Genomic DNA, 24,089 nt, shown 5'->3' on the forward strand with positions numbered 1-24,089 from the left:
TCTCTCTCTATTTTTGGAGGTTTATCGCGAAAATCTTCTCATATGAAGGAGAAGCTCCAAGATGTGTTTGATATAACGCAACCTGGTCTGCTTCAAAATGCTTATCCTCCAAATCCGCTATCTGCCGGACGCTCTCCAACGAAAAGGGACTTACCCCCTCGAATTTCCTTGCTAGCGTTATATGAGGCTTAAACTGCTTTTTATCAAGTTCAAAACCTGCCCCGACACAGGAATTATAGATTTTCCTTTGAATGGTAAAAAGCCTTTCTTGCTGCTTGACACCTGCCCATAGAATCCTTGGACTATCACTCTTGCCGAAACCGCCGATATCGCCGAGTTCCAAACCGAATGAGGCCTCATTGGCAAGCTCGCTTTCCACACGCCCCAAAGCATCCTTTTTCAATGTATCGGGAGCATTGCCCAAAAAAGCCATCGTAATATGATAATCGGCTGGATGCAGCCATTTCTTAAATGGAAAGTCTAACTTAAGTTGTTCCGTAACAGCATTTAAATAGGACTTGATATCATCAGGTAATACTAAAGCAAAGAAAAAATGAGTATTCATGGTCAAATACATTCCTTCCTATTTTCCCTTTAATTTTACCATATTTCCAATGTATATACCTTTTCATGGACATCCTTATAAATATTCCCTCCATCAAAAAAACTGGTATATTCCCAGTCTTCCATCCTGTGAACGAAGCTATGGCGGATTATTGATACATGCGCAAGGACGGATGATCACGCGTTAGGACGGATTTAAAAACTGCACCCCGATTGTTAGATGTTTTCTAACGATTGGGATGCAGTTCAATATTGGTCTTTTTGTGCCGTTTAGCTGAACAGCGTTTCGTAAAGCAGGAACAAGTTCAGTCCGATGATAAGTACGGCAATAAGCCAAGCAATGCTTGAGGTGATTTTATGATTGACCAGGTTCCCCATGATTTTCTTATTGCTTGTAAACATGATCAATGGCACTAAGGCAAATGCGATGCCAAACGAGAGTACTACTTGGCTCATCACAAGTGCTTTAGATGGATTCACTCCCCATAATATTATCAGCAGAGGCGGAACGGTCGTAATGATCCTTCTCAAATAAATCGGTATATGTCTCTTAATGAATCCCTGCATGACCACATCTCCTGTCATTACACCGACTGATGAGCTGGATAAACCGGCAATTAATAATCCTATTCCAAAAAACATCGCGACTGATGGTCCAAGCATGGCACCGAATTGTTGATAGGCAACATCCAAATCCTCTACAAGCATTCCATTCTTATGAAATAGGGCAGCTGAAACAATGACCATGGCGGCATTGATTCCGCCTGCGATCAACATGGCGATGACAATATCAATTAGTTCAAAACGAAAAATCCTTTTTCTTTCCAAATCGTTTTTACCGACAATTCGCTTTTGAGTTAAAGAGGAATGAAGGTAAATCGCATGTGGCATAACGGTAGCTCCAAGCATACCCGCCGATAGTAATATACTGTCCACTCCCTCGAATTTTGGAGTGAAGAGTCCTAAAACAATGGCTGAAGTGTCAGGTTTTGCATAAAAAACTTGAGCACCAAAGGCAATCACCACAACAAATATCATGACCGTGATCAAGGCTTCGAATGTTCGAAAACCTCTGCGCTGGATTTCCAAAATGGCAAAAGAACCAATCGCTGCAATGATGGCCGATGTAATAAGCGGTAAGTCAAATAACAAATAAATTCCTAGTGCCGCTCCTATGAATTCAGCTAAGTCGGTTGCCATTATAACGGCTTCGGCCTGAATCCATAATAAGAAAGATGTCTTTTTCGAAAATCTCTCCCTGCATAACTCAGGAAGGTTCTTTCCCGTGGCTATCCCCAATTTAGCTGATAGTGATTGAATTAGCACAGCCATTAAATTGGATGCGAAGATAACCCATAATAACGTATAGCCATATTTAGATCCGGCTGTGATATTGGTAGCATAATTCCCTGGATCAATATAGGCAACAGCCGCTATGAAGGCCGGCCCTAGATAGGGAAGCAGTTTTTTGATTCCTCTCGAAGAAGAATGATGCAATACATCGGACATATCTATCTCTACTCCTTTTTACACGCAACTCAAATTGTTGCAACAGGTAAACTTTTTAAGTTATTAGCAAGTATATTCCTGGATCTTGAAAATGTCAAAAAGGAAAATCGGGAAGTTCAAACTGAATTAAACTGCATAAGGAGGGGGTGAACGGAGGCATGTAAAAAGGGATCCGGACATGATTTATTTCACTTCAGACTTGAAGTCAGGCAATGAAAATGTCTGGACATGCAAGATTCATTCCGAGTAATTGCTGAATAATAAAAACCCCTTGCCGATTGCGGCAAAGGGGACTTTGATCTATTTAAGGGTACCGCATTGCTTCTCGATTTCCTCGGAAAACAGTTTTTGCAGTCTTTGGGTTATCGGACCGGGTTCCCCGGCTGCAATCGATTGGCCATCAATAATAATAATTGGAGTCACTTCGACGCTTGTGCTCGTATAAAGGACTTCATCTGCTGCCATCATGTCCTCGACCGTAAAGGCTTCTTCGACATAGGGAATTCCATGATCTGTGCAAAGTTTCAGCATTACCTGACGGGTGATTCCATTCAGGATCAAGTTGGTGGCCGGATGTGTTTTAATTAGCCCATCAACCACGATTGAAACATTGGACGAACTTCCCTCCGTCACCGTACCATCACGATGCTGGATCGCTTCATCACAACCGGCTTCGACCGCTTGCTGTTTAGCCATTATATTACCCAGTAGATTTAAACTTTTGATATTACAGCGAAGCCAGCGTATATCGTCGGTCGTAACGGCCTTGACCCCTGGCTTCATTTTTCCTGTATAAGGAATTTCCTTGGTATAGGCAACAAAGACCGGTTCCACCTCTGTAGTTGGAAAAGAGTGTGTACGCGGCGATGCTCCCCTTGTCAGCTGCATATAGACGATGCCGTCCTTCAGTTGATCTTCAGTGATCAGCTCTTTCATGCGGGCTTTGATTTCCGCTACAGTAAAGGGAACTTTCATCTGAATCAACTTCGCACTGTCCATCAGCCGGTTCAGATGCATGTCCCCCGCAAATAATTCGCCATTATAAACCCGGATGACTTCATAGACGCCATCGCCGAATTGATATCCCCGGTCTTCAATATCTACCTTTACTTCGGACCTGCTTTTAAGGTCGCCGTTGAAAATGATTTTTCCCATGTCTTTCTCCCTCTTTGCCTCTTATTTAGCCAATTCATGAATGGCACGTGCATAAATGGACGTAGCCTTAAGCATATCTTCAATATCAATATATTCATCTTTCTGATGCGCAATATCTTCGCTGCCAGGGAAAAGCGGACCGAATGCAACGCCTTCCTTCAATGAACGGGCGTAGGTGCCGCCACCAATGGAAAGGAGTTCAGCTTTCTCACCTGTTTCCGCTTCATAAACTTGCTGCAAAGTCTTAATCAAGAAGCTTTCACTGTCCACATAATGCGGAGTGGAATGCGAATTGGTCTTCACTTTCAAAGTATATGCCGCTAACCTATCTTCCAATGCCGCCTTTTCCGCTTCCCACTCAAACGTCACCGGATAACGCATACTGAAACCAATCGAGCTGTCCCCTTGTTTTGAATAATTGAAAACGCCGGCATTGATTGTCAATTCACCTGTTTGCTCATCCGAATATGCAAGGCCTAAATTATTTCCACGGGAATCTTCAAACAAGCGATCCTTGATGAAAGTGAAGTAAGCTTTAGCATGGGGATCAAGAGTAAGATCAGCTAGAAATACGGCTAAATGCAGACCTGCATTAATGCCATTTTTCGGTTCCATCGCGTGTGCCGAAACACCATTCATTTCAAGAAGCACTTGATTTTTTTGTGGAACGGCTTGGCCCTTCAATGAGTATTTTTGCAAATAATCCTGATAGTTTGCCACCACTTCAGCAGGGTTAGCCGCTTCCACAATCGCCGTAGCAAAATCCGGTACCATATTCGTCCTTCTACCTGAAGAAAATTCCATGACATTCACGTTTGAGTTCGTACCATTTCCTGCATCGGCAGGGTGTATAACCGAGAAATCCCAGATTCCCTTTTCCGCACTGATGATCGGGAAGTCAGCATCCGGCGCGAAGCCCATCGATGGCATTTCCTCAACTTCAAAGTACCGGTCAACGCAGCGCCAGTTCGATTCTTCATCCGTTCCAATGATCATCCTCACACGTTTGTTCAAAGGTTTCCCTAGCTCCCGGACCAGCTTCATTGCATGATAGGCTGCCATCGTCGGCCCTTTATCATCGATTGCCCCACGAGCATATATGCGGCCATTACGGATTTCAGCACCAAACGGATCCGAACTCCATCCATCTCCTTCGGGTACCACGTCGACATGGCATAATATCCCGATTAACTCCTCGCCTTCACCCATTTCAATATGGCCAGCGACATTATCGACATTTTTCACAGTAAAACCGTCTTTTTCGGCTAATTGAAGCATGTAATCAAGGGCTTCCTTCACCCCTTTACCGAATGGGGCCTCCTCTGTCGGATGTTCTTCATCCAGTACACTTTTTATTTTCAGTAAGTTTTGTGTGTCCAGTAATAAGTCCATTTTCCGTTTTTCAACTTCTTCTCGCCAATTCAATTCACTCACAATACGACAACTCCTCTTGTATATATATTTTTCATTTTATCACTTTTACTATCTGATTCGCCAAGCGTAGCTACCTTTTTCTTCGTATTCCCGTATTATTGCTAAGGTCAAACTACCGATAAAATTCTTTATATAAATAAAAAAACACCCTCTTTAATTAAAAGAGGGTGTTTTCAATAGGCTATCTTCATCCATCAACTCTGTTACTTTTCGGTTCAGTCTTGGGATGTATAACGCTAAAAACAAGGAACGTCCTAAACTGAACGCCAGGAATGCAAGCCATAATCCATGATTACCATGGTGAGGGACTGCCATGAATTGGACACATAGAAAGGCCATTAGTGCAAGGAGCATCGAGTTCCTTACAGGAACGGCTTCAGTCGCACCGGTAAACACTCCATAGAAAATGAGTCCGATAAAGGCAGTGAAAGGGAATAGGACAATCCAAAGTCCGTATTCATGGGCCAGGTCGATGACGCCTGGAATATTCGTGAAAAGGAGAATGACCTTATCGCTAAATAAATAGTATGATCCGGCAAGTATGAACGAAGCATACAAGCCCCACCGCGCCGAAAGTGAGAGCGTTTTTTTATAAAGGTGTATATCTCTCGAACCAATGGCCCTCCCAATCAGGAGACTCGACGCGTTCGCGAAGCCATCAAAGCAATAGGCCATCAGGTAATGGATCTGAATGAGTACGGCATTGGCCGCCAGTGTCTCTGTCCCGAAAGTGGCTCCTTTGGCCGTAAAAAGATTGAAAACCGTAATCAGGCAAATGGTCCTGATGAATAAATCCCTGTTGACCACCATCATTTTTTTCAGGGAAGCATGATCGAACGCCTCCCGGAACGAAAAAGCATCCGGTATGATGACCGCTTTCCGAATCACCCACAAGCCCAGGAAAAAAGCAGCAATCTCTGATATCAATGAAGCGGCAGCAACCCCTGATACAGACCATGAAAAGCCATTTACAAAAACGAGGCACAAAATAATATTGATCACGTTCATGAAAACTTGTATGAACAATGATGTTTTTATCCTGGATTTCCCAATTAACCAGCCTAAGATGACATAGTTCAATAATGCAAAAGGTGCCCCCCATATCCGGATGCTGAAGTAATCGGCGGCAAAGGAGGAAACGTCCGATTCCAGACCGATTGCACCTAGGGAAACATTCAATATGGGTTTTTGGATCACGATAAAAAGAAGACCGATGATTGCTGCTATGAAAAAAGGACGAATCAAGGCCATTAGGCTCTGCTTGTCATCCCTTGCCCCCTCAGCTTGTGCAGCGAAGGCAGATGTACTGACCCGAAGAAATCCAAAAAGCCAATACATCGTATTAAAGATAATGGTTCCGACAGCTACCCCACCTATATAAGCGGGATCACTCAACTTTCCAACCACAGCCGTATCAACCGCACCGAGCAATGGTGTACTCATCGTCGAAATCGTAAGCGGAATGGCCAAGGAAAGATACATTCTGTTATTCATAAATGGATGACCCCCTTTTTCATGTCTGAAAAGTTCACAAAACTTTGCATTAAAAGTACAACTTGTTAGGCTATTTTTGATATTGACAATCTACGGAATCAAAATTTGAATATTTGTAGATTGATAGTGACTTCAAATTGAAGCGGTTATTTAAATATATCAACTTTCCGGCAAAATTTCAGATATACCTCTTCTTTTCATCCAGCCAGAAAAAAAACATTCGCAAGCGGGAAAACAAAATGCTTGACGGATTGATGATGGAGTAATAGTATTGCTCGTTGATAAAATAACTTTTGAACTATGCCTGAACATATATTCATCGTTATATCAACTAAACAGGAGTGATCATGATGGGAAGATTGACTAATAAAGTAGCCATTATCACTGGCGGAGCATCCGGTATGGGAAGAGAAATGGTCGACCTATTCACAAAAGAAGGAGCACAAGTCATTGCTGCTGATATCAATGAAAAAGCTGTAGCAGCTGTGAACGAATTGGATAACGTCCATGGTACTTTCCTTGATGTATCTTCAGATGAAAGCTGGAAAAAGGTGACGGATGAAGTCATCGCTAAATTTGGCAAAATCGACATTTTGGTTAACAATGCCGGTATCTCGACAGAAAAAGGAATTAACGATACGACATTGGCCGATTGGCAGCTAATGTTAAGCATTAATGGATTTGGACCATTCCTTGGAATGAAACATGTTGTTCCTTACATGGTTAAAGAAGGTAAAGGCGCTGTTGTGAACATTTCTTCCTTTACTGCACAAATCGGAATGGGCTTAAACTCTTATTCAGCTTCTAAAGGTGCCGTTCGTGCTATTTCCAAGGCTGCCGCAACTCAATATGGCCGAATGGGCGTCCGTGTTAATGCCGTATTCCCTGGTATCATCGAAACACCAATGACACAGAAATTAGAAGAGTCAAAAGAGTTAGTGAACCAAATGATCAAGGCAACTCCATTACAGCGTTTGGGGCAGCCGGCGGATATTGCAAATGCCGTGCTTTATCTAGCATCCGATGACGCTTCATACGTTACTGGTGCCGAGCTCGTCATCGACGGCGGATACTCTGCTCAATAATAAAAGGTGGAAATGGAAAATCCCGTTTCTGAAATCCAGAAACGGGATTTTCTGATAACATGGAAATTTGGCGGTTACGTTAACACACCAATGAAATAGCCAAAAGTCGTAAATACCAAGCACCAGCTGAAAGCCCCTGCACCTGCAAATATAAAGTACTTTCGTTTCCCCATTCCGTTCATTCCGGATATGTAACTGGCGAAGTGGCGAACTCCTGGGATGAAATAGGCAATGATAATGGTCCATGGACCGTATTTATTGAACCATTTCTCCAGTTTTTCCAACCTCGCGGGTGTCATTCTGATCCATTTACCATGCTTTCTCAAAAAAGGCTTACCCACCTTTTTCCCGATGAAATAACTGACAAGCATCCCGGATATCGATCCAAGGAAACTGACTAGGAATGCCCCCTGGACATTCAAAACGGAAATGGATGACAAATAGCCGACAAAAGTCAACATGAACTCATCAGGTACCGGCAAGCCAATAATTCCAATGGCCAACAGTCCATATATCGCAAAATAACCATAGTTTGAAATTAAATCTTTTACTATATCCATCTATAGTACTCCATCTCAGCACCCTTTTTTAAAGTAATCCAATTTCTATGCGGGCCTGGGTAACGTGATTACTTCTTTTTAATAGGATAACCTAAATTAACCCAAATGAGTGGATTTTCATAAAAAAAGAAAAAAAAAGAAGAATGAACACGTTTTTTGTTGAAAGATTTATATGGCAATGGCAGTCAACGTTTCCCCCTTTCCGCGATGAATGACGGCAACAAAAGCGGACCCGATGACCGAGTCCGCTTCCTCTTATTTCACAATTTTTATTTCCTTGATCGGCCAATACACTAGATTCGCCTTGCCGACAATTTCATCGACGGAAATCGTGCCGATTTCACGGCTATCCAAACTATTTTGGCGATTATCCCCCATAAGGAACAGCTGGTCATCCGGAACTGTCATGCTGCCTGTAATATCTTCGAGCTTGAAGGATTCAGTCAGCGGCACTCCTGCCATCTGGTTCTTATATTTGTCCAAGTATGGTTCTTCATAAGCTTTCCCATTAATATAAAGCATATCATCTTTATATTCAATATGGTCACCTGGTAGACCGATAACCCTTTTTATATAATCTTTATCTGCCGTTGCATGAAAAACGACAATATCAAACCGGTCGATACTATCAATATTCGTTCCAAACTTGGTAAGAACAATCCTTTCGTGGTCTTGCAGGGTCGGCATCATTGACTCACCGTCCACGACAATCGGTGCAAAAATATACGTTCGAATTAAAAAAGCTAGAATGACTGCAATCAATATCGCTTTTATCCATGAAAAAACTTCTTTTCTATTTTCCAATCGAAGTCCCTCTCTCTGTTTTTTATTCATGCAATTATATCATAATCCCTTCATGATCACGTCATACAAATACCCACATTTTGCACATTATAAATTACTTCCATTTTTCATACTGGATCTCGATGCTTTCCAACTCTATTTCCCTGCGCTGCATCTTTGGAGGACAAATCGCATTATATGTACGGACTTTCTCATTTATATCGTCAATTCGTTTGATTAATTCCAATTCAGTTCCATTCATTTTTTTCAATCGAACCACTTCGGATAGCTCTTCCCGAATTTCTTTTTGCCATTTTATCCAAAGCGGAAGGTAACCGGCATCCTTGGCCTTCATCAAGAAGTTGTCATAGATATTTCCCGATAGCACCGACTCCGGAAGCGGTTTTCCAAAGCCAGGATTATTCTTCAGTCCGCCGTCCTTTTCATAATCCTTAAAAATCTGATCCATCCAGTTTACATGCCCCTGTTCTTTGCCCATAAACAATCTCCCTTCAGATCACTTATCATTACATCTATTTACAATTATAACATTTTTATCTATATCCACTCCACCCTTGAAGATCATTCAATGAACACTTTCTACTATTATATATGCATGGCTTTCGGCCAAAAACATTCATGCATCATAAAAGGGATTCCATTATTAACGGAATCCCTTTTTGCCATCTATTTAACCGTGATTTTCCTTTTTACCTCTGCCTTGTTCTGCGATTTATCCGTAACTGTGTAAGTCAATGTATAGGAACCCTTTTTCTTTGTATTCACAGTCCCTGTTATTTTGATCTTACTTGTTAAACTTCCATCCAGGTTATCTTTCGCAGATACACCTGATTTAGGATTGAATCCAGAGTTTATGGCAATGGTTTTACTTTTGGCTCCGGAAATGACCGGCTTGGTGCTGTCGATTGTGATCTTCCTGGTCACTGTAGCAGTATTTTTCGATGAATCAGTGATTGTATACTTTAATGTGTACATTCCCTTTTTCTTCGTATTCACCGTACCCGTCACCTTGATTTTACTGGTCAAGCTGCCATCCAGGTTATCTTTAGCGGATACGCCTGATTTAGGATTGAATGTCGAGTTATAGGCAATGGTTTTACTTTTGGCTCCCGAGATGACTGGCTTGGTGCTGTCTATCGTAATCTTTCTTGTGACTGTAGCAGTATTTTTCGATTGATCGGTGACCGTATACGTCAATGTATAGGTCCCCTTTTTCTTCGTATTCACTGTACCCGCCACTTTGATTTTAGTGGTCAAGTTACCATCGGCATTATCCTTGGCACCCACATTCGTTTTTGGATTGAATGAAGAATTAAGTTTGATGGTTTTATTCCCGGCACCGGAAACCACTGGCTTTACTTGATCATAAACGGTTATTTTCCTTGTGACCTTGGCAAAGTTCCCAGCCTTGTCAGCTACCGTATACGTCAAATTATAGGTGCCCACTTTCTTGGTATCCACCTTACCATCCACACGTATGGCACTCGTTAAGTCACCATCTTTATCATCCTTCGCCTTTACGCTTGTTTTAGGATTGAAAGTCGAGTTGAAAGGAATGGATTTATTTGTTGCCCCTGAAATCACAGGTTCATTCGTATCCTTGATAGGCACGACACTCGATAGCCTATTGGAGATGTAAGCTGATGAAACATACCCCTTAATCTTCCCGTCTTCCGTTTGTACGGGGTAAAAGACAAATTTATTTCCCTTAGATTCGTGATAGTCAAAATTCCCTTTGATGATCAAGCTTGTATTTGGAGGCACAAGCACTGCACCTACCGTAGTGTTTATTTCTTTCCTAATATTCGCGTTGGATGTCGTCACCACTTTGTCTTCTGGCATGAACCAATAAACAGAGTCATGCGTTTGATCGGTCAGTGTGTATTCCAACTTTTTAAAGATGATATTTTCAGTGCTTTCACGATCATATTGAAAGTCCAATGTACTGAATGGATAGATTGCCAGTTTAGTGCTTTTCAAAAAACTTTGGTTTTCCAATTCGGCAAATACTTCCTCTTGGTAAGCATTCACATTTCTTTTCCCGCTTTCCTGGTAAAGAGGACTGTTAACCGGCTTTGTCCCATTGTATGCCATGACAGGGAAATACCAATTTTCGATGACCCTGCGTCCTGCACCTTTGATCTTGGGCAAATCCTTTCTAGAATACATGCTGCCCAGCACCTCGACACCAGCCTCGATATTGTAGACTATATCATTTTCCAGCCTTTTCTGGTCATACCCACTTTTATTGGTAAGCTGCATTAGACCGATACCGCCATCGCCGGATATAATCGGTTTGCCCGCATCATTAAATTGCCTCCAATCCCCGTTTTCCTGCGTAGCCACCGCTTTTACCACTTCAGGAGGGATTTCAGTCTCTATTGCCGCATTCGTCAGTAAGCAGTTAATCTGCTTATAGGAAGGATTTACATTCGGTTGGATTTCACCAAATGATGAACACGCATTGGTTATTCCGGACTCTGCAAAAGCAGCCTGTCCATTGAACAAACCGAGTGTCAAACAGGTCATTATCCCAATCTTCATTAAAGGTATCTTCATCGATCGAACTCCAGTCTATTTATATTTAAATCTATAATAATAGTACCATGATAGACTGGTGAATGCAGGTATAAATAGGTATATTCCCCTAAAATATCCTTGCATCACAAAAGGAGCTTACCCGCATTTTCGGATCAGCTCCTTTGTTTTTGAATCACAAACTATGTATGGTGTTGGATCATACGATCACTTCCACCGTTTCCCTCGTCTTCCTTACCAGGCACATGATTCCCGGCACGATGAAGAAGATAAGCGGCCAAACATGAAAGATCGTCAGAATGCCCGTAATGATCAATAAGATTCCGGCTGCCTTCGCTTTGCCGCCTTTTAATAGAAAGATAGCAATCAAGCCGCCTGCCAAGGCAATGAACAGCGATATGATTCCCGCCCATAGTAAGCCCATGAAAAACTTGATTGACATATCGACCTCAGACGTCGAAAACTCGGAGTCTGACATTAATGAGTAGTCCATCATTTCTGTCATATCGATACTGTTGAGATAAACTGCCGTTATAATCGTCACGATTAAAGAAATCGCAGCGATACTCACGCCTATGATACTTAATACGAATTCCCATGTGCGTTTCATTTACTTCGCCTCCCTAGAAAAGTCACTTATATATATACCCAATCTGGGAAGGAATAAAAGACTTTTATTCCTTCCTTTCAAAATCTGTGAGCGTCCATTTGGTATTTTCATTTTCCTTACTTGGATCGATAAGGCATGATGAATGGAAAAATCAATCCGAAGAAAGTACCCGTGGAGCTTGGCTCTTCTGAAAAAAGAACAGGGAAAATGAGCCGATATATGGCCGTCAATCATCCTTCTTTTTCAATCGTTCATTTACTTCATCCGCTTTATTTTCCAGGTTATGCATTTTTGTCATATGTTTTATAAAGAAACGGACAACCTTCACAACCATTACGATTAACAAAACGAGTAGAGCAAGATAGAATAATTGCCATAAAATATCGCCAATATTAAACATGAAAACACTCCCTTCCAAAGGAAAATCATATCATTTAACACCGGTCTTTTGGGTAAAAAAAGGAAAAAGACTCTGTTTTTTTCAGAGCCTAAAAACCATTCCTATTCACGATCAAAGCCACCAATTGTTCAACAGACGGTTCCTCGGGCATCATATCCACTTTAAATCCATAGTCTTTAAGTCTTTTGCCAGTACTTTCCCCAATTACCCCGATGGAGGCATGATTTAGCAACCCTTCAATATCCACGTCTGCCTGTTTCCCATATTCCAACAGCATATCAACTGAATGCTGATTCGAAAAAAGTACCGTTCCGACAGCTTTCCCGTCTAGCATTCTCGGAAGGATTTCAAGGAATCTTCCATCAACAAATTTAGTGATGGTTTGAAAATAGTCTCCTTCCCCATGAGCCGGATCTCTTTGATCCTTGTTTCGATCTCCAATGACCAACAGTGTTCCGGCTTCCGGCATCTCGGATTTGAGCTCGGCCATTAGTCCACGTTGTTGTAAAGCTTTCTTCGATTTCCGCGATATCACATAAAGTTTTGAAGAAATCCGGCGGAAATCAATAGCGTGTTCAGTAAGTGAATCCAAGAATCCATGGACGCTTTCGGGTGAAGTGAAGAGGATTCGATCATACGAAAGAAAAGAGATCAGCTGACTTTCTTCTATTTCAACTTTTGCCGCATTCCATTTAGGAAACTCGATGACATCGCCGCCAAGTTCATGCAGCGTTTCTGCCAAGGAACTCTTTGCCGTCCCGGTCCGGGCCACTAAAAACCGTTGACCATATAGTGGCTTCTTTTCGAACCATTGCAGTTTTCCCCTTAGTGAAATGATATCCCCGACCAGGGTGATCGCCGGATTGCTAAGCGACCTTCCACTTACCTTTTCGACGATATCATCCAAGGTCCCCTCGACCGTTTCCTGTCTTCCATAAGTGCCCCATTGAATGACGAGTGCCGGCGTGTTCCCCGGCTTTCCATGATTGATCAAATTTTCGCGGATATACGGAAGGTTTGCTACACCCATATAAAATGCAACCGTATCTATACTATTCACAAGCCCATTCCAATCTATATCCTTCTTCGTTTGGTCATGGCCCGTCACCATCGCAAATGAACGTCCATAATCCCGATGCGTGACGGGGACTCCTGCGTACATGGATGCAGCAATGCTGGACGTAACCCCCGGAATGACTTCGAATGGGATACCCTGAGCTTTCAACGATTCCGCTTCCTCCCCGACTCTTCCAAAAACGGCGGGATCACCGCCTTTCAAACGGACGACCCGATGCCCCGCCAGTGCTTTGGACCCAAGCAGCTCATTGATGTTCCCTTGACTGATACCATCCGCATAAGGTGTCCCACAATATATCAATTCACAATCGAGGGTCGCAGCCTCCAATAGTTTGGGATTCAGCAATCTGTCATATAAAATGACATCCGCTTTTTCAATCTCTTTTTGACCTTTTACGGTAATCAGGCCCACATCACCCGGACCTGCACCAACAAAATAGACCTTACCCTTGGTCATACCACACTCACCCCTATCTGCTTGCAATTCCCTGATAATATTTCACCAGCTCCACCATTGCACTGCCCATCCGTTGATCTTCAGGATATATGACCCGCTCTATCCCTTCATCGATTACCACCTGCGCCGTTACCTTTCCGACTGCAAGAGCAATTACATCCGATGCAAACAGGTCGATTATCTTATCCTCCACACCTTGTTCACGGACAAATCTCATTAAATTTCGTGGCTGCGGTGCACTCGTGAACACAACGGAATCAATTTTGCCCTCAAGGATTTCTTGAATCAGCTGCTGCATCATTTCTTTTTCGGGCGGTATATGCTCGTATGGAAGAATTTCTTTATGTTTCACCTTTTGCTCATCCAACCAGTTCATCAAAAGAGGCGCCGGATCGCCGTGAAGCTGCAAAGCGACCTTTACATCTCCGGAAAGATGGCCTTCCAGATTACGAACGAGCCCTGCCGTACTGCCATCATCATCACGGATTAATGGCTGCAGGCCAATTTTTTTCAGCATATTCACCGTTTTATAACCCCTAGCTGCAATTTTCATGGACCGCAAAGCTTCTATGAAACGATCTCCCGCTTCCATTTTCACTGCCGTATTATATAATAGTTCCGTCCCCACTCCCGTCGTGAGGATGATCCAATCGAACTCCCCTGCCATCAAACGGGTGACATCCTCTTCCAAATGAGAATCATCAAGGAATACCGTCCCCTGTGCTGGACGAACCAGCGGGACTCCCCCAAGATTATGAACGATTTTACTAAGTTCTTCCGTTTTCCTCGCTCCCAATAAAGCAATGGTCCTGCCATTAAGCTTACTCATCCATGCCCCTCCTATATGTACATTCATTTTTAAAACCTCTTATCCATCTCAACCATTATACAAATTTTCAGTCTTTGAAACTATAAAAAACGAATTCCATATCAAAATCAACGCTTTTTCTTTCTAATACCCTATATGAATTCAAAGGAAAGATAGTTTAGCAGCACTTTGCTTTTTATAAGTCCCACCCTCGTGAGTTTGGAGCAAATACTCGTGAGTTTCGCGCTTTTACTCGTGAATTTGAAGCAAATACTCGTGAGTTTCGCGCTTTTACTCGTGAGTTTGGGGCAAATACTCGTGAGTTTCCAAGAAAGTAAAACTTGACCTGGAGTTCACTCCAGTTTGTCAAGGAGAGGCATTTCTTGCAAACCTTAACCGTATTGACCAATTTAAGTATTCGCACAAAAGAAAGAAGCACAACCTGCCCAAATTGCACTTCCAGTCACTAAAAAAAGCTGCCTCCAGGACAGCCAATTTCAATGATCTAACATTTATTAATTGTTATGAAGGGCCCTTTGGGCAATTTGCTCTTGTTCTTTTTTTACAAAAATATCATATTGACTAGTTTCATGGCGATTTTGAAAGTTTTCGGAACCTAAATTCATAGGCGTCTTCGTTTTGAATTGTATCCCTTCACTTTCCAATTTCGCAATCACCTTAAAATAATTTTCATTCCCGAATGCCGTATAAATACATGTCCAATATTTATAGGAAATGATTTTGGCAGTTAATATACATGCAAGCATGAAAACTAGTATTCCAATTATTATATACACCCTTTAGCTTCCTTTCATTTCGGACTTTTTCGAAAAGACATCCTGTACACTATATTCTTTGCCATACATAACATTTCCTTTTTAAGTAAAAAAAGGAGACCCCAGTTTCGGGTCTCCTTCTTCATATCTTCATTATTTTTCCGGCACGTTACAAGAACCGTCCGTACAAGCTTCGCCCGTTGCTGGATCATTCACCATTTGAAGCGGATTCTCCTCAGCCCACACTTTTTTCAGCGTATCAAGGAACGCTTCTGTTGGCTGAGCGCCGGAGATTCCATACTTGCGGTTAATGACGAAGAATGGCACACCTGTAATTCCAAGCAGGCTTCCTTCTTGCTCATTTCCTCTAACCTCCGCCGTGAATGCCGTTCCTGCCAGCATCGCTTCCGCTTCAGACTTTTCAAGGCCGGCCTCCTCAGCCAAACTAGCCAATGTAGCATGATCGCCAATATGTTTGCCTTCCGTAAAGTATGCTTTAAATAGGCGTTCATTCATTTCGTTCTCTTTGCCTTTCGATTCAGCAAAGTGCATCAAGCGATGAGCATCGAACGAATTTGTTAAGACCACTTTGTCCAAATGATAATCGAGTCCCAATTCTTTTGCCTGTTGAGTCAAGTTTTGGCTGTTCGCTTCCACTTCCGCCTGAGACATGCCGTATTTCTTGGCCAGCATTTCATTTTGCGTCATATTGATATCCCGCTCAGCCTCTGGGTTCAACTCAAAACTGCGAAATGAAACCTCTACCTGATCTTTATTTTCAAACTGCTTCAAAGCCTCTTCGAATCGACGCTTCCCTATATAACAAAACGGACATTGATAATCCGACCAAATTTCCACCTTCATGTAAAATACCCCCTCATTTTAAATGCAATCGCATTAAGCACATTATATAATCTTGGGTATCCTCTTGCAAGGAAATTACCCTAGACACTCATTTTCAAAATTGGTGAAGTCGACTTTTTTCATGAATTCTTCTAATGTATAGCCCTTTAATAGGCGCAATGTTTCCTTTTCGGCTTCGTTCATGATTTCCTCCAATGCCGAATCCAACTGCTTCCCGACTTCACCGCATTCGCTCGTTTCCATACAAACAAGGCATTCCGGCCGTACCGCTTGATACACATCGGCCAAAGTAAGCTGTGAGGCTGGTACCTTCAAGCTATATCCGCCTTCCCGCCCTTCCTTTGTTTCGACGATCCCCTCAGCTGCAAGCTGAGCCATCACCCTTCTTAAAAAAGTGGCATGTGAATTCACCTTCAAGGCGATTGCCGAACTTGTCAGGAGCTTTTCGCTTTGTGCGAGCCAAACCAGAGAGTGAATGGCAATTGCAAACCGCGGCGGTCCAATTTGATTGTTACGATTACCTGAAGACATGCTTATCCCCCTTACACCACTATCCATAGTAAGCCCATTATACTATGTTACGTTCTCCCGAACAAATGGACGCTTTGACTTAATTGATACAATCATATATTCTGAATAGTAAATCTTTATCACAGGAGAACTTCCATGAAGGAAAAATACCCCTATTTACTCGTCATACTTGGTGCCATGCTGTGGGGAACGACCGGAACTGCCCAGTCATTCGCCCCCGATGGAGCCCATCCCATAGCAATAGGTGCCGTCCGCTTGGCAGTCGGCGGTTCCGCATTATTGCTCATTGCAATCTGGCAAAAAAAATTAACGCGATATAATTGGCCACTAAAGGAGACCATCTTAGCCACGTTAGGCATGGCCTGTTACCAGCCGCTATTTTTCATGGCTGTCAGCATGACCGGAATTGCCATTGGCACCATCATCACTTTAAGCAGCGCCCCCATCATCGCCGGATTCCTTGAATGGCTGTTCAGTAAAAAACGGCCATCAACAAGCTGGTGGACCGCCACGGGTTTATCGATTGCCGGGTGTCTACTGCTTTTTTCAAATAAAGGATCCGTTACCATCGATCCTGTAGGTGCGCTGCTTGCGCTTGGGGCTGGAGTTTCCTTTACGGTATTCACATTGGTTAGTAAAAGGATTTTGGATAAACAACCTCCAGAAGCAACTGCCGCTGTCATCTTTAGTTTTAGCGCCCTGCTATTGGCACCCGCTTTATTCATACTGGATATCAGCTGGATCGGCACAGCGAACGGGATGGCCGTCAGCCTTCACCTTGGACTTCTTGCTACAGCAGCAGCCTACTTATTTTTTAATAAAGGACTTTTATCCGTTCCTTCATCAACAGCCGTTTCCTTATCACTCGCCGAGCCGCTGACAGCCGCTCTTCTCGGTGTCTTCCTTGTCGGCGAGAGCTTGTCCCCCATGTCATGGATCGGGGTCGGATTACTCTTATGCGGAATCATCTCATTGACGATTTCACCAGGGGTACGAAAAAAAACTAGATTGATGAACCAGGAGCTGTCCTAAAGTGAAAGTGAAAAAAGTCAGGATAATTTCCTGGCTTTTTTTCAACTTTCCTTACTAATGAATCAGCCTTTGAGTTTTACTAAGTAAAACAAAAACCAGACGGCATGGTTTTGTTCATCGGCGGCAGCACGCCGGAACGCCTTTCTGATGGTTCTATCAGCCGCACCATCTGCGACATCCAGATAAAAATCCACTGTTTCCTGTTCATCTTGAACGGCAAATTCCAATCCGGCTGCATAGGAGTCCGGGCATGGTTCCGTCACTTTAGGCTGTGGCTGCATCCCGGTCAAGCTGTTGTATATCCGGGTGAATGCTTGAATATGTTTTATTTCGTCTTCCCTTATTTCAATGATTTGTTTCCTCTGCTTTTCATCCGGCGCTAATGCTGCCAATTTCTCATAACACTGGATGGCACTGTACTCCCCATTTATCGCCTTTTCTAGCTGAATCACCATATCCTTCTGTCTGTTCCAATCACCTTCATACGTATCATGCCCATACATGGCATAACCCCTCCCTGTTCTTTATCCCATATAGTATGAATAACAGAGAACCAGGTGCCCATCAAAACAATTTATGCCTTCAAAGTATGAATTTGAAGAGAATTCTCGCCGCCCACGTTTTCTGACATTCGACGGTATAAATACAAGCGGAATGGGATCTTATGATGGAATATATGGCTTTAAGGCCTTTTTACATGAAAAGGGTATCTTCGTACAGGCAAAATCCCCCTTTCGGCACCAGTTGAAAACCCGGCAAAAAATCCTTTTGCCGGGTTTTCCAATCCTATTGAATGATTTGCACATTTTCATATAAATAAGCTTCTTCCGGTGCCTTTATTTTTTTCGACTCTTTTAAATCGATCACAGGTACGGCTTCACCTTTATAGCTTCCTTTTTTTAATGTACCCGTTATGGTGTACCAATCATTCGTCTTCATGCCCTCCACATTCCCGTTGACCATATATCCGTATAATGTCGCATCGACTACACAGCAGGACATGGAGAGGCGGGAGATGGCCATTTGTTTGTCCGTAAAAGTATCTTCACGATATATAAATCCCGAAAGCTCTATTTCTTTCCCCTCAATCGCATCGAGGTTGTTCAGCAAATCATCCAGTACCTCAAAGTAATTATCATCCGTAACGGTGATTTTATCCCCATTCACATGTTTCCCAGTATCATACGAACTTACCTTCTGTGGCTGCTGATTCGCCATCCCTCTTTTTGCCAGCACTTCACCGCTTAATGTAAAATCGGTCAAGGTGAAGCCGAGAAGGATCGGAATGAAAAACAAACTATATTTCAGGACCAACGCGGACGAGGAAGACTCTCCATTCGATTCGCAATTACAATGATGTGTACCCTGTTTTTGTTTTTTTAGACGGAGAAGACTGATCACTAAAAAAGCAAAAAGCGCCGCCAATGCATATGGAACCATTTTGGGTGCAATCAATTTCGTTAAATGTCCCGAAACATACAATTTAAAAATCATGAGGCCCAGTCCAAGCAGCAGCAATCCCTCTAGTCTTTGGATAAAAAAACGTTTCATCAGAAGCCCCCCTTACTGATCAATCCGCCTGCAATCAGGCATAGGCTGAAGACGACTGCGAAAACAAGCAAGACATATGTGACGACAAAGCTCCGTTTAAAACAGGACATCATGATCAGGACATTTTTCAAATCCAGCATTGGCCCAAATACTAGGAAACCCAGTATCGAACCTGGTAAAAAACTATGGGAAAAGGAGGCGGCAACGAATGCATCAGCTGAAGAACAGAGTGATAGCACAAACGCAATCCCCATCATCAACGCCGTGCCTTTTATCGGCGCCTGACCAATATCGGCCAGTATGGTCCGATCCATAATCACTTGAAATATACTGGCAAACAAAGCCCCGATGATAAAGTATCTGCCGACCATGAAAAATTCCTGTGAAGTATGATCAATGAAGCTTGTCCATTTAGTTGACCGAAAATCATGTTCATGCCCATGAACCAGTTCCACCTTCTCCTCTTTCACCACATCTTTAGTGCTGAATATATAAACGAATAAACCTACGATCACGGCGGTCAAGACACAAAGAATGATTCTTCCATATAGAATGGACGGATTATTTTGGAACGCATAATAAGTTGAGCCAAACACGATGACATTCAATATTGGAGCAGTTACAAGCAAGACAACACCTGCATGGACCGGGACACCCTTTTGAATCAATCTCCGTACGACCGGTATAATTGCACATTCGCAGACCGGAATGATCAGTGCTGCCCCTATCGCAGCAAAAATAGCCGTCAGGGGTCGTTTTGGTATCATTCGCTGAATGATTTCTTCACTGATGAACAACTGAATGAATGAAGATGCAATGGCACCCAGGAACAAGAAAGGAATCGATTCTAAAAACAAACCCAAAAACACGACGAGCACAGAGTGAAGCATCGGATAGCCCGAGAAATCAATCGCTTTTGGAATGAACACATCGCCTAGAAAAAAGAACGCTAGCAGCAAAAACAATAGAATCAATAACAGCAAATTGCCCGTGTATCGTTTCAAAAGCATGTTCAACCACCCTCACAAATCATAATTATTACGATTTAAGTTTTGATTCGGTCTAGTATATGCTTTTGATAGGATGAACATGACAAGAAACAAAAAGAGAATGGAAGACATTCCTCCACCCTCATTTATTTCTTCGATAAAGATCTCTGCTCTTGTATCCCTCTCCTAGAATCAATTTCATTTCCTGGCGCCGTTTCACTTGGGTCGCCTCTTGTTTCGCACTATACACGTAGCGGGCCCAATCTTTACGGTACCCTGGGGTAAGTGCTTGATAGAACGCAAGCAATTCAGGGGATTCCTGCAAATCTTTCTCAATTTCCTGAATCATTTCGATATAATCATCTACTGATTGGCTTGCTTTGGTAGATGGACGGTTTCTATTTTCCGAATCTTCTTTCAGTCCGACTACCGTAAAGACATCATCCAATCCCACCATACGTGCAAACTTCATGTCACCCGATCCAACATAACCGCTTTCATCCGCACCCAGGCCTTGCATCAAATCATCACGATGAATAAATGTGGCATATTCTTTATTCCCCTTCTTGGGATATGCCAAATAGAAATAGCCGTTTTTACTCAAATGATTTTTCTCGATCACCTTATCCACGATTCCTTTTAAGGAATCCATATCCAATACAAAGGCAAATATAAGATCATACGCTCTTTCAATAAGCTCTGTATCGTAATCCGGAAGCTCCGCTAAATAATCCGCCCCGGCTGGCAAATCCAAGACTGCCACCCGTTCATATTTATGTAAATTCAGTTTTTCAACTATTGTTTTAGCCATCGGCATTCACCCATCCCATTTCATTTTGACTATCTACAGTTTAAAAGTTCCCCATTCGGTTCGCAACTTTTGATAATCGTTTCCATCTAAAAAGCAAAATGACGATGAGTAAACCTTCCGTCTTTTTTCATATAATCATTTCTAGGAAAATATTAACTGTGCTATACTTCAGATATAATCAATACCAACGCTTAGCTTCTAATAGTTTCTTTTTCCCTTTTGAATGCCAACTTACATTTCCGGATTCACCAGAGAAAGCCCTAGAGTCGCATTCTAGTTTTTGAAGCTCAACATTCAGATTGCAGGCATAAATTTAACTTTTATGCATAGGCATGATAGGGTATCAACGCTCCAGAAAAGATATAGTCCCTGGAAGTACTGTTCTGACTTCAGCTCTGCATTTCTTCCTCAAGACAACATTAAAGCCGATTATTGAACAATGTCCTTACCCATGAAATATGCCTTTTCTTCACACTTACTCAAATCGAAGCCTATCTTAGATGCATAGTGTCACTTCTGCAAAAGCACCCATAACCCAACATTGAAAACAAATCACGAATCCACTTAAATCAGTGTATTTTTTAATAAGTTCCCTCATCGTATGTCCTAGTTTTTATGCAGTCGATATCCCTTTGTTTTTTCTATATAAAAAAATCAGTGATGCTTTCAAATGGGGGTGTCACAAAAGGGGAGTTCCCATGAATTTTATCGAGTATGATTTACTATTCGAATCAAGAAACCAGTTAATAGAGGAAGTTACGGAATTGGATGAAAAAATGCTCCACCATAGGCCTGCACCTGAAGTATGGACCATCGCCCAAATTTGCCATCATTTATATCTTACTGAACAGGTATTTACAGAAGCTATAGCAAATGGCATTCAGGAAAGGGACTTTAATAATATCATCCAAAAAAACATTTACTTGGTTACTAATAGAACAAAGAAATTCGCAACCCCTGATATCATTTCACCCTCAAAAGCCCCCTTTCAATTATCGAGCCTTATGGATTTACTGGCAGAATCAAGGGATCGGTTATTACAGGTTCTTTACGATATGGATTCAGATATCATCTTGAATAGAAAGAAAGCCAAGCATCCCCTGTTCGGGGACCTCTCTTTGGATCAATGGATTGAATTATTATCCTTACATGAACAAAGGCATATCAAGCAGATACAAGAAATAAAATCATCGGTATTATAATCCCTTCCACCTGAGCTGAATAGACTAAAAAGCTAGACACTCATTTCTAAAGTGTCTAGCTTTTACTATTTTGAGAACTCGTTACTATCCAGTTAGAAATAACAGACATGTTTTTCTGGCATTTTTGTAAAAACCAATTTTCCACTGAGCGTTTCATACAGCCAAATATCGGTTTCCTCTATCATTATTTATACGATGGCATACGTTCGATTTACCCTTCTCTTTATCAATTTGTCATAACTTTTCTGAAGTGACACAAAATAAAACCATTAAAAATTTTGACTTACTGATAAAAATGATGTACATTACCTAGTGGGGCGAACAATTTTTATATAAAATGACAAAAATATTCGTATATAGAGGTGCATAGTATGGAAAACGTGTTTGATTATGAAGATATTCAATTAATTCCTGCAAAATGTGTAGTAAATAGCCGTTCGGAATGTGATACATCCGTTACTTTGGGTAAACATACTTTCAAGTTACCTGTTGTACCTGCCAATATGCAAACGATCATTGATGAAAAGATTGCGATTTACTTGGCTGAAAACGGTTACTTCTATGTAATGCATCGTTTTGAACCAGAAAAACGACTGACTTTCATTAAAGATATGCATGCACGTGAGTTAATCGCGTCCATCAGTGTCGGCGTTAAAGAAGAAGAATACGGATTCATTCAACAATTATCAGAAGACAATATTGTGCCTGAATTCATTACGATAGATATTGCACACGGTCATTCCAATGCCGTGATAAAGATGATACAGCATATTAAAAAACATTTACCTGAAAGTTTTGTCATTGCAGGAAATGTGGGAACTCCGGAAGCGGTACGGGAATTGGAACATGCCGGTGCCGATGCTACAAAGGTAGGCATTGGACCAGGGAAAGTATGCATCACTAAAATCAAGACTGGATTTGGAACGGGCGGCTGGCAATTAGCTGCACTTCGCTGGTGTGCAAAAGCGGCTAGCAAGCCAATCATAGCTGACGGCGGCATTCGCACAAACGGTGATATAGCTAAATCAGTTAGATTCGGAGCTTCCATGGTCATGATCGGTTCATTATTTGCTGGACATGAAGAATCTCCAGGTCAAACGATCGAGAAAGATGGAAAGGCCTTTAAAGAATACTTTGGTTCAGCTTCTGAATTCCAAAAAGGTGAAAAGAAAAACGTTGAAGGCAAAAAGATGTTTGTCGAGCACAAAGGATTTTTGGAAGATACGTTGAAAGAAATGGAACAAGATCTTCAGTCTTCCATTTCTTATGCCGGAGGAACCAAGTTGGAAGCCATCCGGAACGTGGATTATGTGGTCGTTAAGAATTCAATCTTTAACGGTGACAAAGTTTATTAATTGAGTATCCAATCTCATAAAAAAGAACGGTCTAATCAATAGATTAGACCGTTCTTTCATTCGTTATATAAGTTCACTATACCTTTTTAACAAATTGGGATTTTAATTTCATTGCACCAAAACCATCGATCTTGCAATCAATATCATGATCTCCATCAACTAAACGGATACTTTTGACTTTTGTGCCCATTTTTAAAACGGATGAGCTCCCTTTCACTTTAAGATCTTTGATTACCGTCACGGTATCACCATCATTCAAAGCATTTCCATTTGCATCTTTAATAGTCTTTTGATCATTATTTTCAGTTTCCAATTCCATCGTCCACTCATGGGCGCACTCTGGGCAAACAAAAAGACTTCCGTCTTCGTATGTATATTCTGAATTACATGCAGGGCAATTAGGAATAGCAGACATAAATTCACTTCCTTTATTCGTTATTGTCAATTCTAATATAATAATGGTTTACATACAACAAGTAATAT

At 41.9% G+C, this 24,089-nt stretch carries 26 protein-coding genes and 1 pseudogene; 6 read left to right on the top strand and 21 right to left on the bottom strand.

Features of this window, described 5'->3' with window-relative positions; translation table 11 throughout:
• Nucleotides 1-7 precede the first annotated feature (7 nt).
• The 5 genes from thpR to QUF78_RS20285 form a co-directional block, all read right to left on the bottom strand.
• Nucleotides 8-565, bottom strand: coding sequence for an RNA 2',3'-cyclic phosphodiesterase (gene thpR, locus QUF78_RS20265; RefSeq protein ID WP_289327366.1), 558 nt, complete (start codon nt 563-565; stop codon nt 8-10).
• Nucleotides 566-834: 269 nt separating this feature from the next.
• Nucleotides 835-2,073 carry an Nramp family divalent metal transporter gene (locus QUF78_RS20270; protein ID WP_353957920.1) on the bottom strand — a complete coding sequence of 413 codons (1,239 nt, stop codon included), beginning with the start codon at nt 2,071-2,073 and terminating at the stop codon, nt 835-837.
• A gap of 300 nt (nt 2,074-2,373) precedes the next feature.
• The gene (dat, locus tag QUF78_RS20275; protein WP_289326058.1) at nt 2,374-3,228 is read right to left on the bottom strand and encodes a D-amino-acid transaminase; all 855 of its coding nucleotides are present in this window, start codon (nt 3,226-3,228) and stop codon (nt 2,374-2,376) included.
• A gap of 21 nt (nt 3,229-3,249) precedes the next feature.
• Nucleotides 3,250-4,662 (bottom strand): dipeptidase PepV, encoded by a 1,413-nt coding sequence (gene pepV / locus QUF78_RS20280; protein ID WP_289326059.1) that lies wholly within the window; start codon nt 4,660-4,662, stop codon nt 3,250-3,252.
• Between the two features lie 153 nt (nt 4,663-4,815).
• On the bottom strand, nt 4,816-6,156 hold the full coding sequence (locus QUF78_RS20285; protein WP_289326060.1) for an MATE family efflux transporter: 1,341 nt from the start codon (nt 6,154-6,156) through the stop codon (nt 4,816-4,818).
• 350 nt (nt 6,157-6,506) lie between these two features.
• Between QUF78_RS20285 and QUF78_RS20290 the strand changes: the two genes are divergently transcribed.
• A complete protein-coding gene (locus tag QUF78_RS20290; protein ID WP_289326061.1) occupies nt 6,507-7,241 on the top strand; it encodes an SDR family NAD(P)-dependent oxidoreductase in 735 nt (244 codons plus the stop codon).
• Nucleotides 7,242-7,315: 74 nt separating this feature from the next.
• Here the strand turns inward: QUF78_RS20290 and QUF78_RS20295 are convergent, their stop codons facing one another.
• From QUF78_RS20295 to QUF78_RS20330, 8 genes are all read right to left on the bottom strand, one after another.
• Nucleotides 7,316-7,801: a DedA family protein gene (locus tag QUF78_RS20295; protein ID WP_289326062.1), complete on the bottom strand. Its 486-nt coding sequence runs from the start codon at nt 7,799-7,801 to the stop codon at nt 7,316-7,318.
• 255 nt (nt 7,802-8,056) lie between these two features.
• Nucleotides 8,057-8,635 carry a signal peptidase I gene (gene lepB / locus QUF78_RS20300; protein ID WP_289326063.1) on the bottom strand — a complete coding sequence of 193 codons (579 nt, stop codon included), beginning with the start codon at nt 8,633-8,635 and terminating at the stop codon, nt 8,057-8,059.
• A gap of 64 nt (nt 8,636-8,699) precedes the next feature.
• A complete protein-coding gene (locus QUF78_RS20305; RefSeq protein ID WP_289326064.1) occupies nt 8,700-9,083 on the bottom strand; it encodes a DnaJ family domain-containing protein in 384 nt (127 codons plus the stop codon).
• Nucleotides 9,084-9,271: 188 nt separating this feature from the next.
• On the bottom strand, nt 9,272-11,164 hold the full coding sequence (locus QUF78_RS20310) for an immunoglobulin-like domain-containing protein (RefSeq protein WP_289326065.1): 1,893 nt from the start codon (nt 11,162-11,164) through the stop codon (nt 9,272-9,274).
• A 178-nt stretch (nt 11,165-11,342) separates the two neighbouring features.
• Nucleotides 11,343-11,753, bottom strand: a complete 411-nt coding sequence (locus QUF78_RS20315) for a DUF4064 domain-containing protein (protein WP_289326066.1) — start codon at nt 11,751-11,753, stop codon at nt 11,343-11,345.
• 226 nt (nt 11,754-11,979) lie between these two features.
• A complete protein-coding gene (locus QUF78_RS20320; protein WP_289315302.1) occupies nt 11,980-12,153 on the bottom strand; it encodes a hypothetical protein in 174 nt (57 codons plus the stop codon).
• Nucleotides 12,154-12,241: 88 nt separating this feature from the next.
• Complete coding sequence (cobA, locus tag QUF78_RS20325) at nt 12,242-13,687, bottom strand: uroporphyrinogen-III C-methyltransferase (protein WP_289326067.1); 1,446 nt, start codon at nt 13,685-13,687, stop codon at nt 12,242-12,244.
• Nucleotides 13,688-13,700: 13 nt separating this feature from the next.
• A complete protein-coding gene (locus tag QUF78_RS20330; RefSeq protein ID WP_289326068.1) occupies nt 13,701-14,516 on the bottom strand; it encodes a uroporphyrinogen-III synthase in 816 nt (271 codons plus the stop codon).
• A gap of 168 nt (nt 14,517-14,684) precedes the next feature.
• Between QUF78_RS20330 and QUF78_RS20335 the strand changes: the two genes are divergently transcribed.
• Nucleotides 14,685-14,840 carry a hypothetical protein gene (locus QUF78_RS20335; RefSeq protein ID WP_289326069.1) on the top strand — a complete coding sequence of 52 codons (156 nt, stop codon included), beginning with the start codon at nt 14,685-14,687 and terminating at the stop codon, nt 14,838-14,840.
• A 170-nt stretch (nt 14,841-15,010) separates the two neighbouring features.
• Here the strand turns inward: QUF78_RS20335 and QUF78_RS20340 are convergent, their stop codons facing one another.
• The 3 genes from QUF78_RS20340 to QUF78_RS20350 form a co-directional block, all read right to left on the bottom strand.
• The gene (locus QUF78_RS20340; RefSeq protein ID WP_289326070.1) at nt 15,011-15,292 is read right to left on the bottom strand and encodes a hypothetical protein; all 282 of its coding nucleotides are present in this window, start codon (nt 15,290-15,292) and stop codon (nt 15,011-15,013) included.
• Between the two features lie 132 nt (nt 15,293-15,424).
• Nucleotides 15,425-16,135 carry a DsbA family oxidoreductase gene (locus QUF78_RS20345; RefSeq protein WP_289326071.1) on the bottom strand — a complete coding sequence of 237 codons (711 nt, stop codon included), beginning with the start codon at nt 16,133-16,135 and terminating at the stop codon, nt 15,425-15,427.
• Between the two features lie 75 nt (nt 16,136-16,210).
• A complete protein-coding gene (locus tag QUF78_RS20350; protein WP_289326072.1) occupies nt 16,211-16,666 on the bottom strand; it encodes an RrF2 family transcriptional regulator in 456 nt (151 codons plus the stop codon).
• Between the two features lie 135 nt (nt 16,667-16,801).
• Here QUF78_RS20350 and QUF78_RS20355 point away from each other — a divergent pair, with 135 nt between their 5' ends.
• Nucleotides 16,802-17,698: a DMT family transporter gene (locus QUF78_RS20355; RefSeq protein WP_289326073.1), complete on the top strand. Its 897-nt coding sequence runs from the start codon at nt 16,802-16,804 to the stop codon at nt 17,696-17,698.
• 62 nt (nt 17,699-17,760) lie between these two features.
• On the opposite strand, the gene QUF78_RS20360 is transcribed toward QUF78_RS20355, so the two are convergent.
• Nucleotides 17,761-18,201 (bottom strand): ferritin-like domain-containing protein, encoded by a 441-nt coding sequence (locus tag QUF78_RS20360; protein ID WP_289326074.1) that lies wholly within the window; start codon nt 18,199-18,201, stop codon nt 17,761-17,763.
• 121 nt (nt 18,202-18,322) lie between these two features.
• On the opposite strand from QUF78_RS20360, the pseudogene QUF78_RS20365 reads away from it, so the two are divergent.
• Nucleotides 18,323-18,421, top strand: a pseudogene (locus tag QUF78_RS20365) (hypothetical protein); the annotation flags it as partial.
• A gap of 63 nt (nt 18,422-18,484) precedes the next feature.
• Here the strand turns inward: QUF78_RS20365 and QUF78_RS20370 are convergent.
• From QUF78_RS20370 to QUF78_RS20380, 3 genes are all read right to left on the bottom strand, one after another.
• Nucleotides 18,485-19,249: a TIGR03943 family putative permease subunit gene (locus QUF78_RS20370; RefSeq protein ID WP_289326075.1), complete on the bottom strand. Its 765-nt coding sequence runs from the start codon at nt 19,247-19,249 to the stop codon at nt 18,485-18,487.
• Entirely contained in the window at nt 19,249-20,259 is a 1,011-nt protein-coding gene (locus tag QUF78_RS20375) for a permease (protein ID WP_289326076.1), read from the bottom strand. Before QUF78_RS20375 ends, QUF78_RS20370 begins: the two co-directional genes overlap by 1 nt.
• 121 nt (nt 20,260-20,380) lie before the next feature.
• Complete coding sequence (locus QUF78_RS20380; RefSeq protein WP_289326077.1) at nt 20,381-21,049, bottom strand: YdeI/OmpD-associated family protein; 669 nt, start codon at nt 21,047-21,049, stop codon at nt 20,381-20,383.
• A 698-nt stretch (nt 21,050-21,747) separates the two neighbouring features.
• On the opposite strand from QUF78_RS20380, the gene QUF78_RS20385 reads away from it, so the two are divergent.
• Together QUF78_RS20385 and guaC are read left to right on the top strand one after the other, a co-directional pair.
• Nucleotides 21,748-22,251 (top strand): DinB family protein, encoded by a 504-nt coding sequence (locus QUF78_RS20385; RefSeq protein WP_289315290.1) that lies wholly within the window; start codon nt 21,748-21,750, stop codon nt 22,249-22,251.
• 371 nt (nt 22,252-22,622) lie between these two features.
• Nucleotides 22,623-23,606, top strand: a complete 984-nt coding sequence (gene guaC / locus QUF78_RS20390; RefSeq protein WP_289326078.1) for a GMP reductase — start codon at nt 22,623-22,625, stop codon at nt 23,604-23,606.
• 76 nt (nt 23,607-23,682) lie between these two features.
• Here the strand turns inward: guaC and QUF78_RS20395 are convergent, their stop codons facing one another.
• Nucleotides 23,683-24,021 carry a zinc ribbon domain-containing protein YjdM gene (locus QUF78_RS20395; protein ID WP_289326079.1) on the bottom strand — a complete coding sequence of 113 codons (339 nt, stop codon included), beginning with the start codon at nt 24,019-24,021 and terminating at the stop codon, nt 23,683-23,685.
• Between the last annotated feature and the right edge of the window lie 68 nt (nt 24,022-24,089).

It is taken from the genome of Peribacillus sp. ACCC06369, assembly GCF_030348945.1.
GTDB lineage: Bacteria > Bacillota > Bacilli > Bacillales > DSM-1321 > Peribacillus.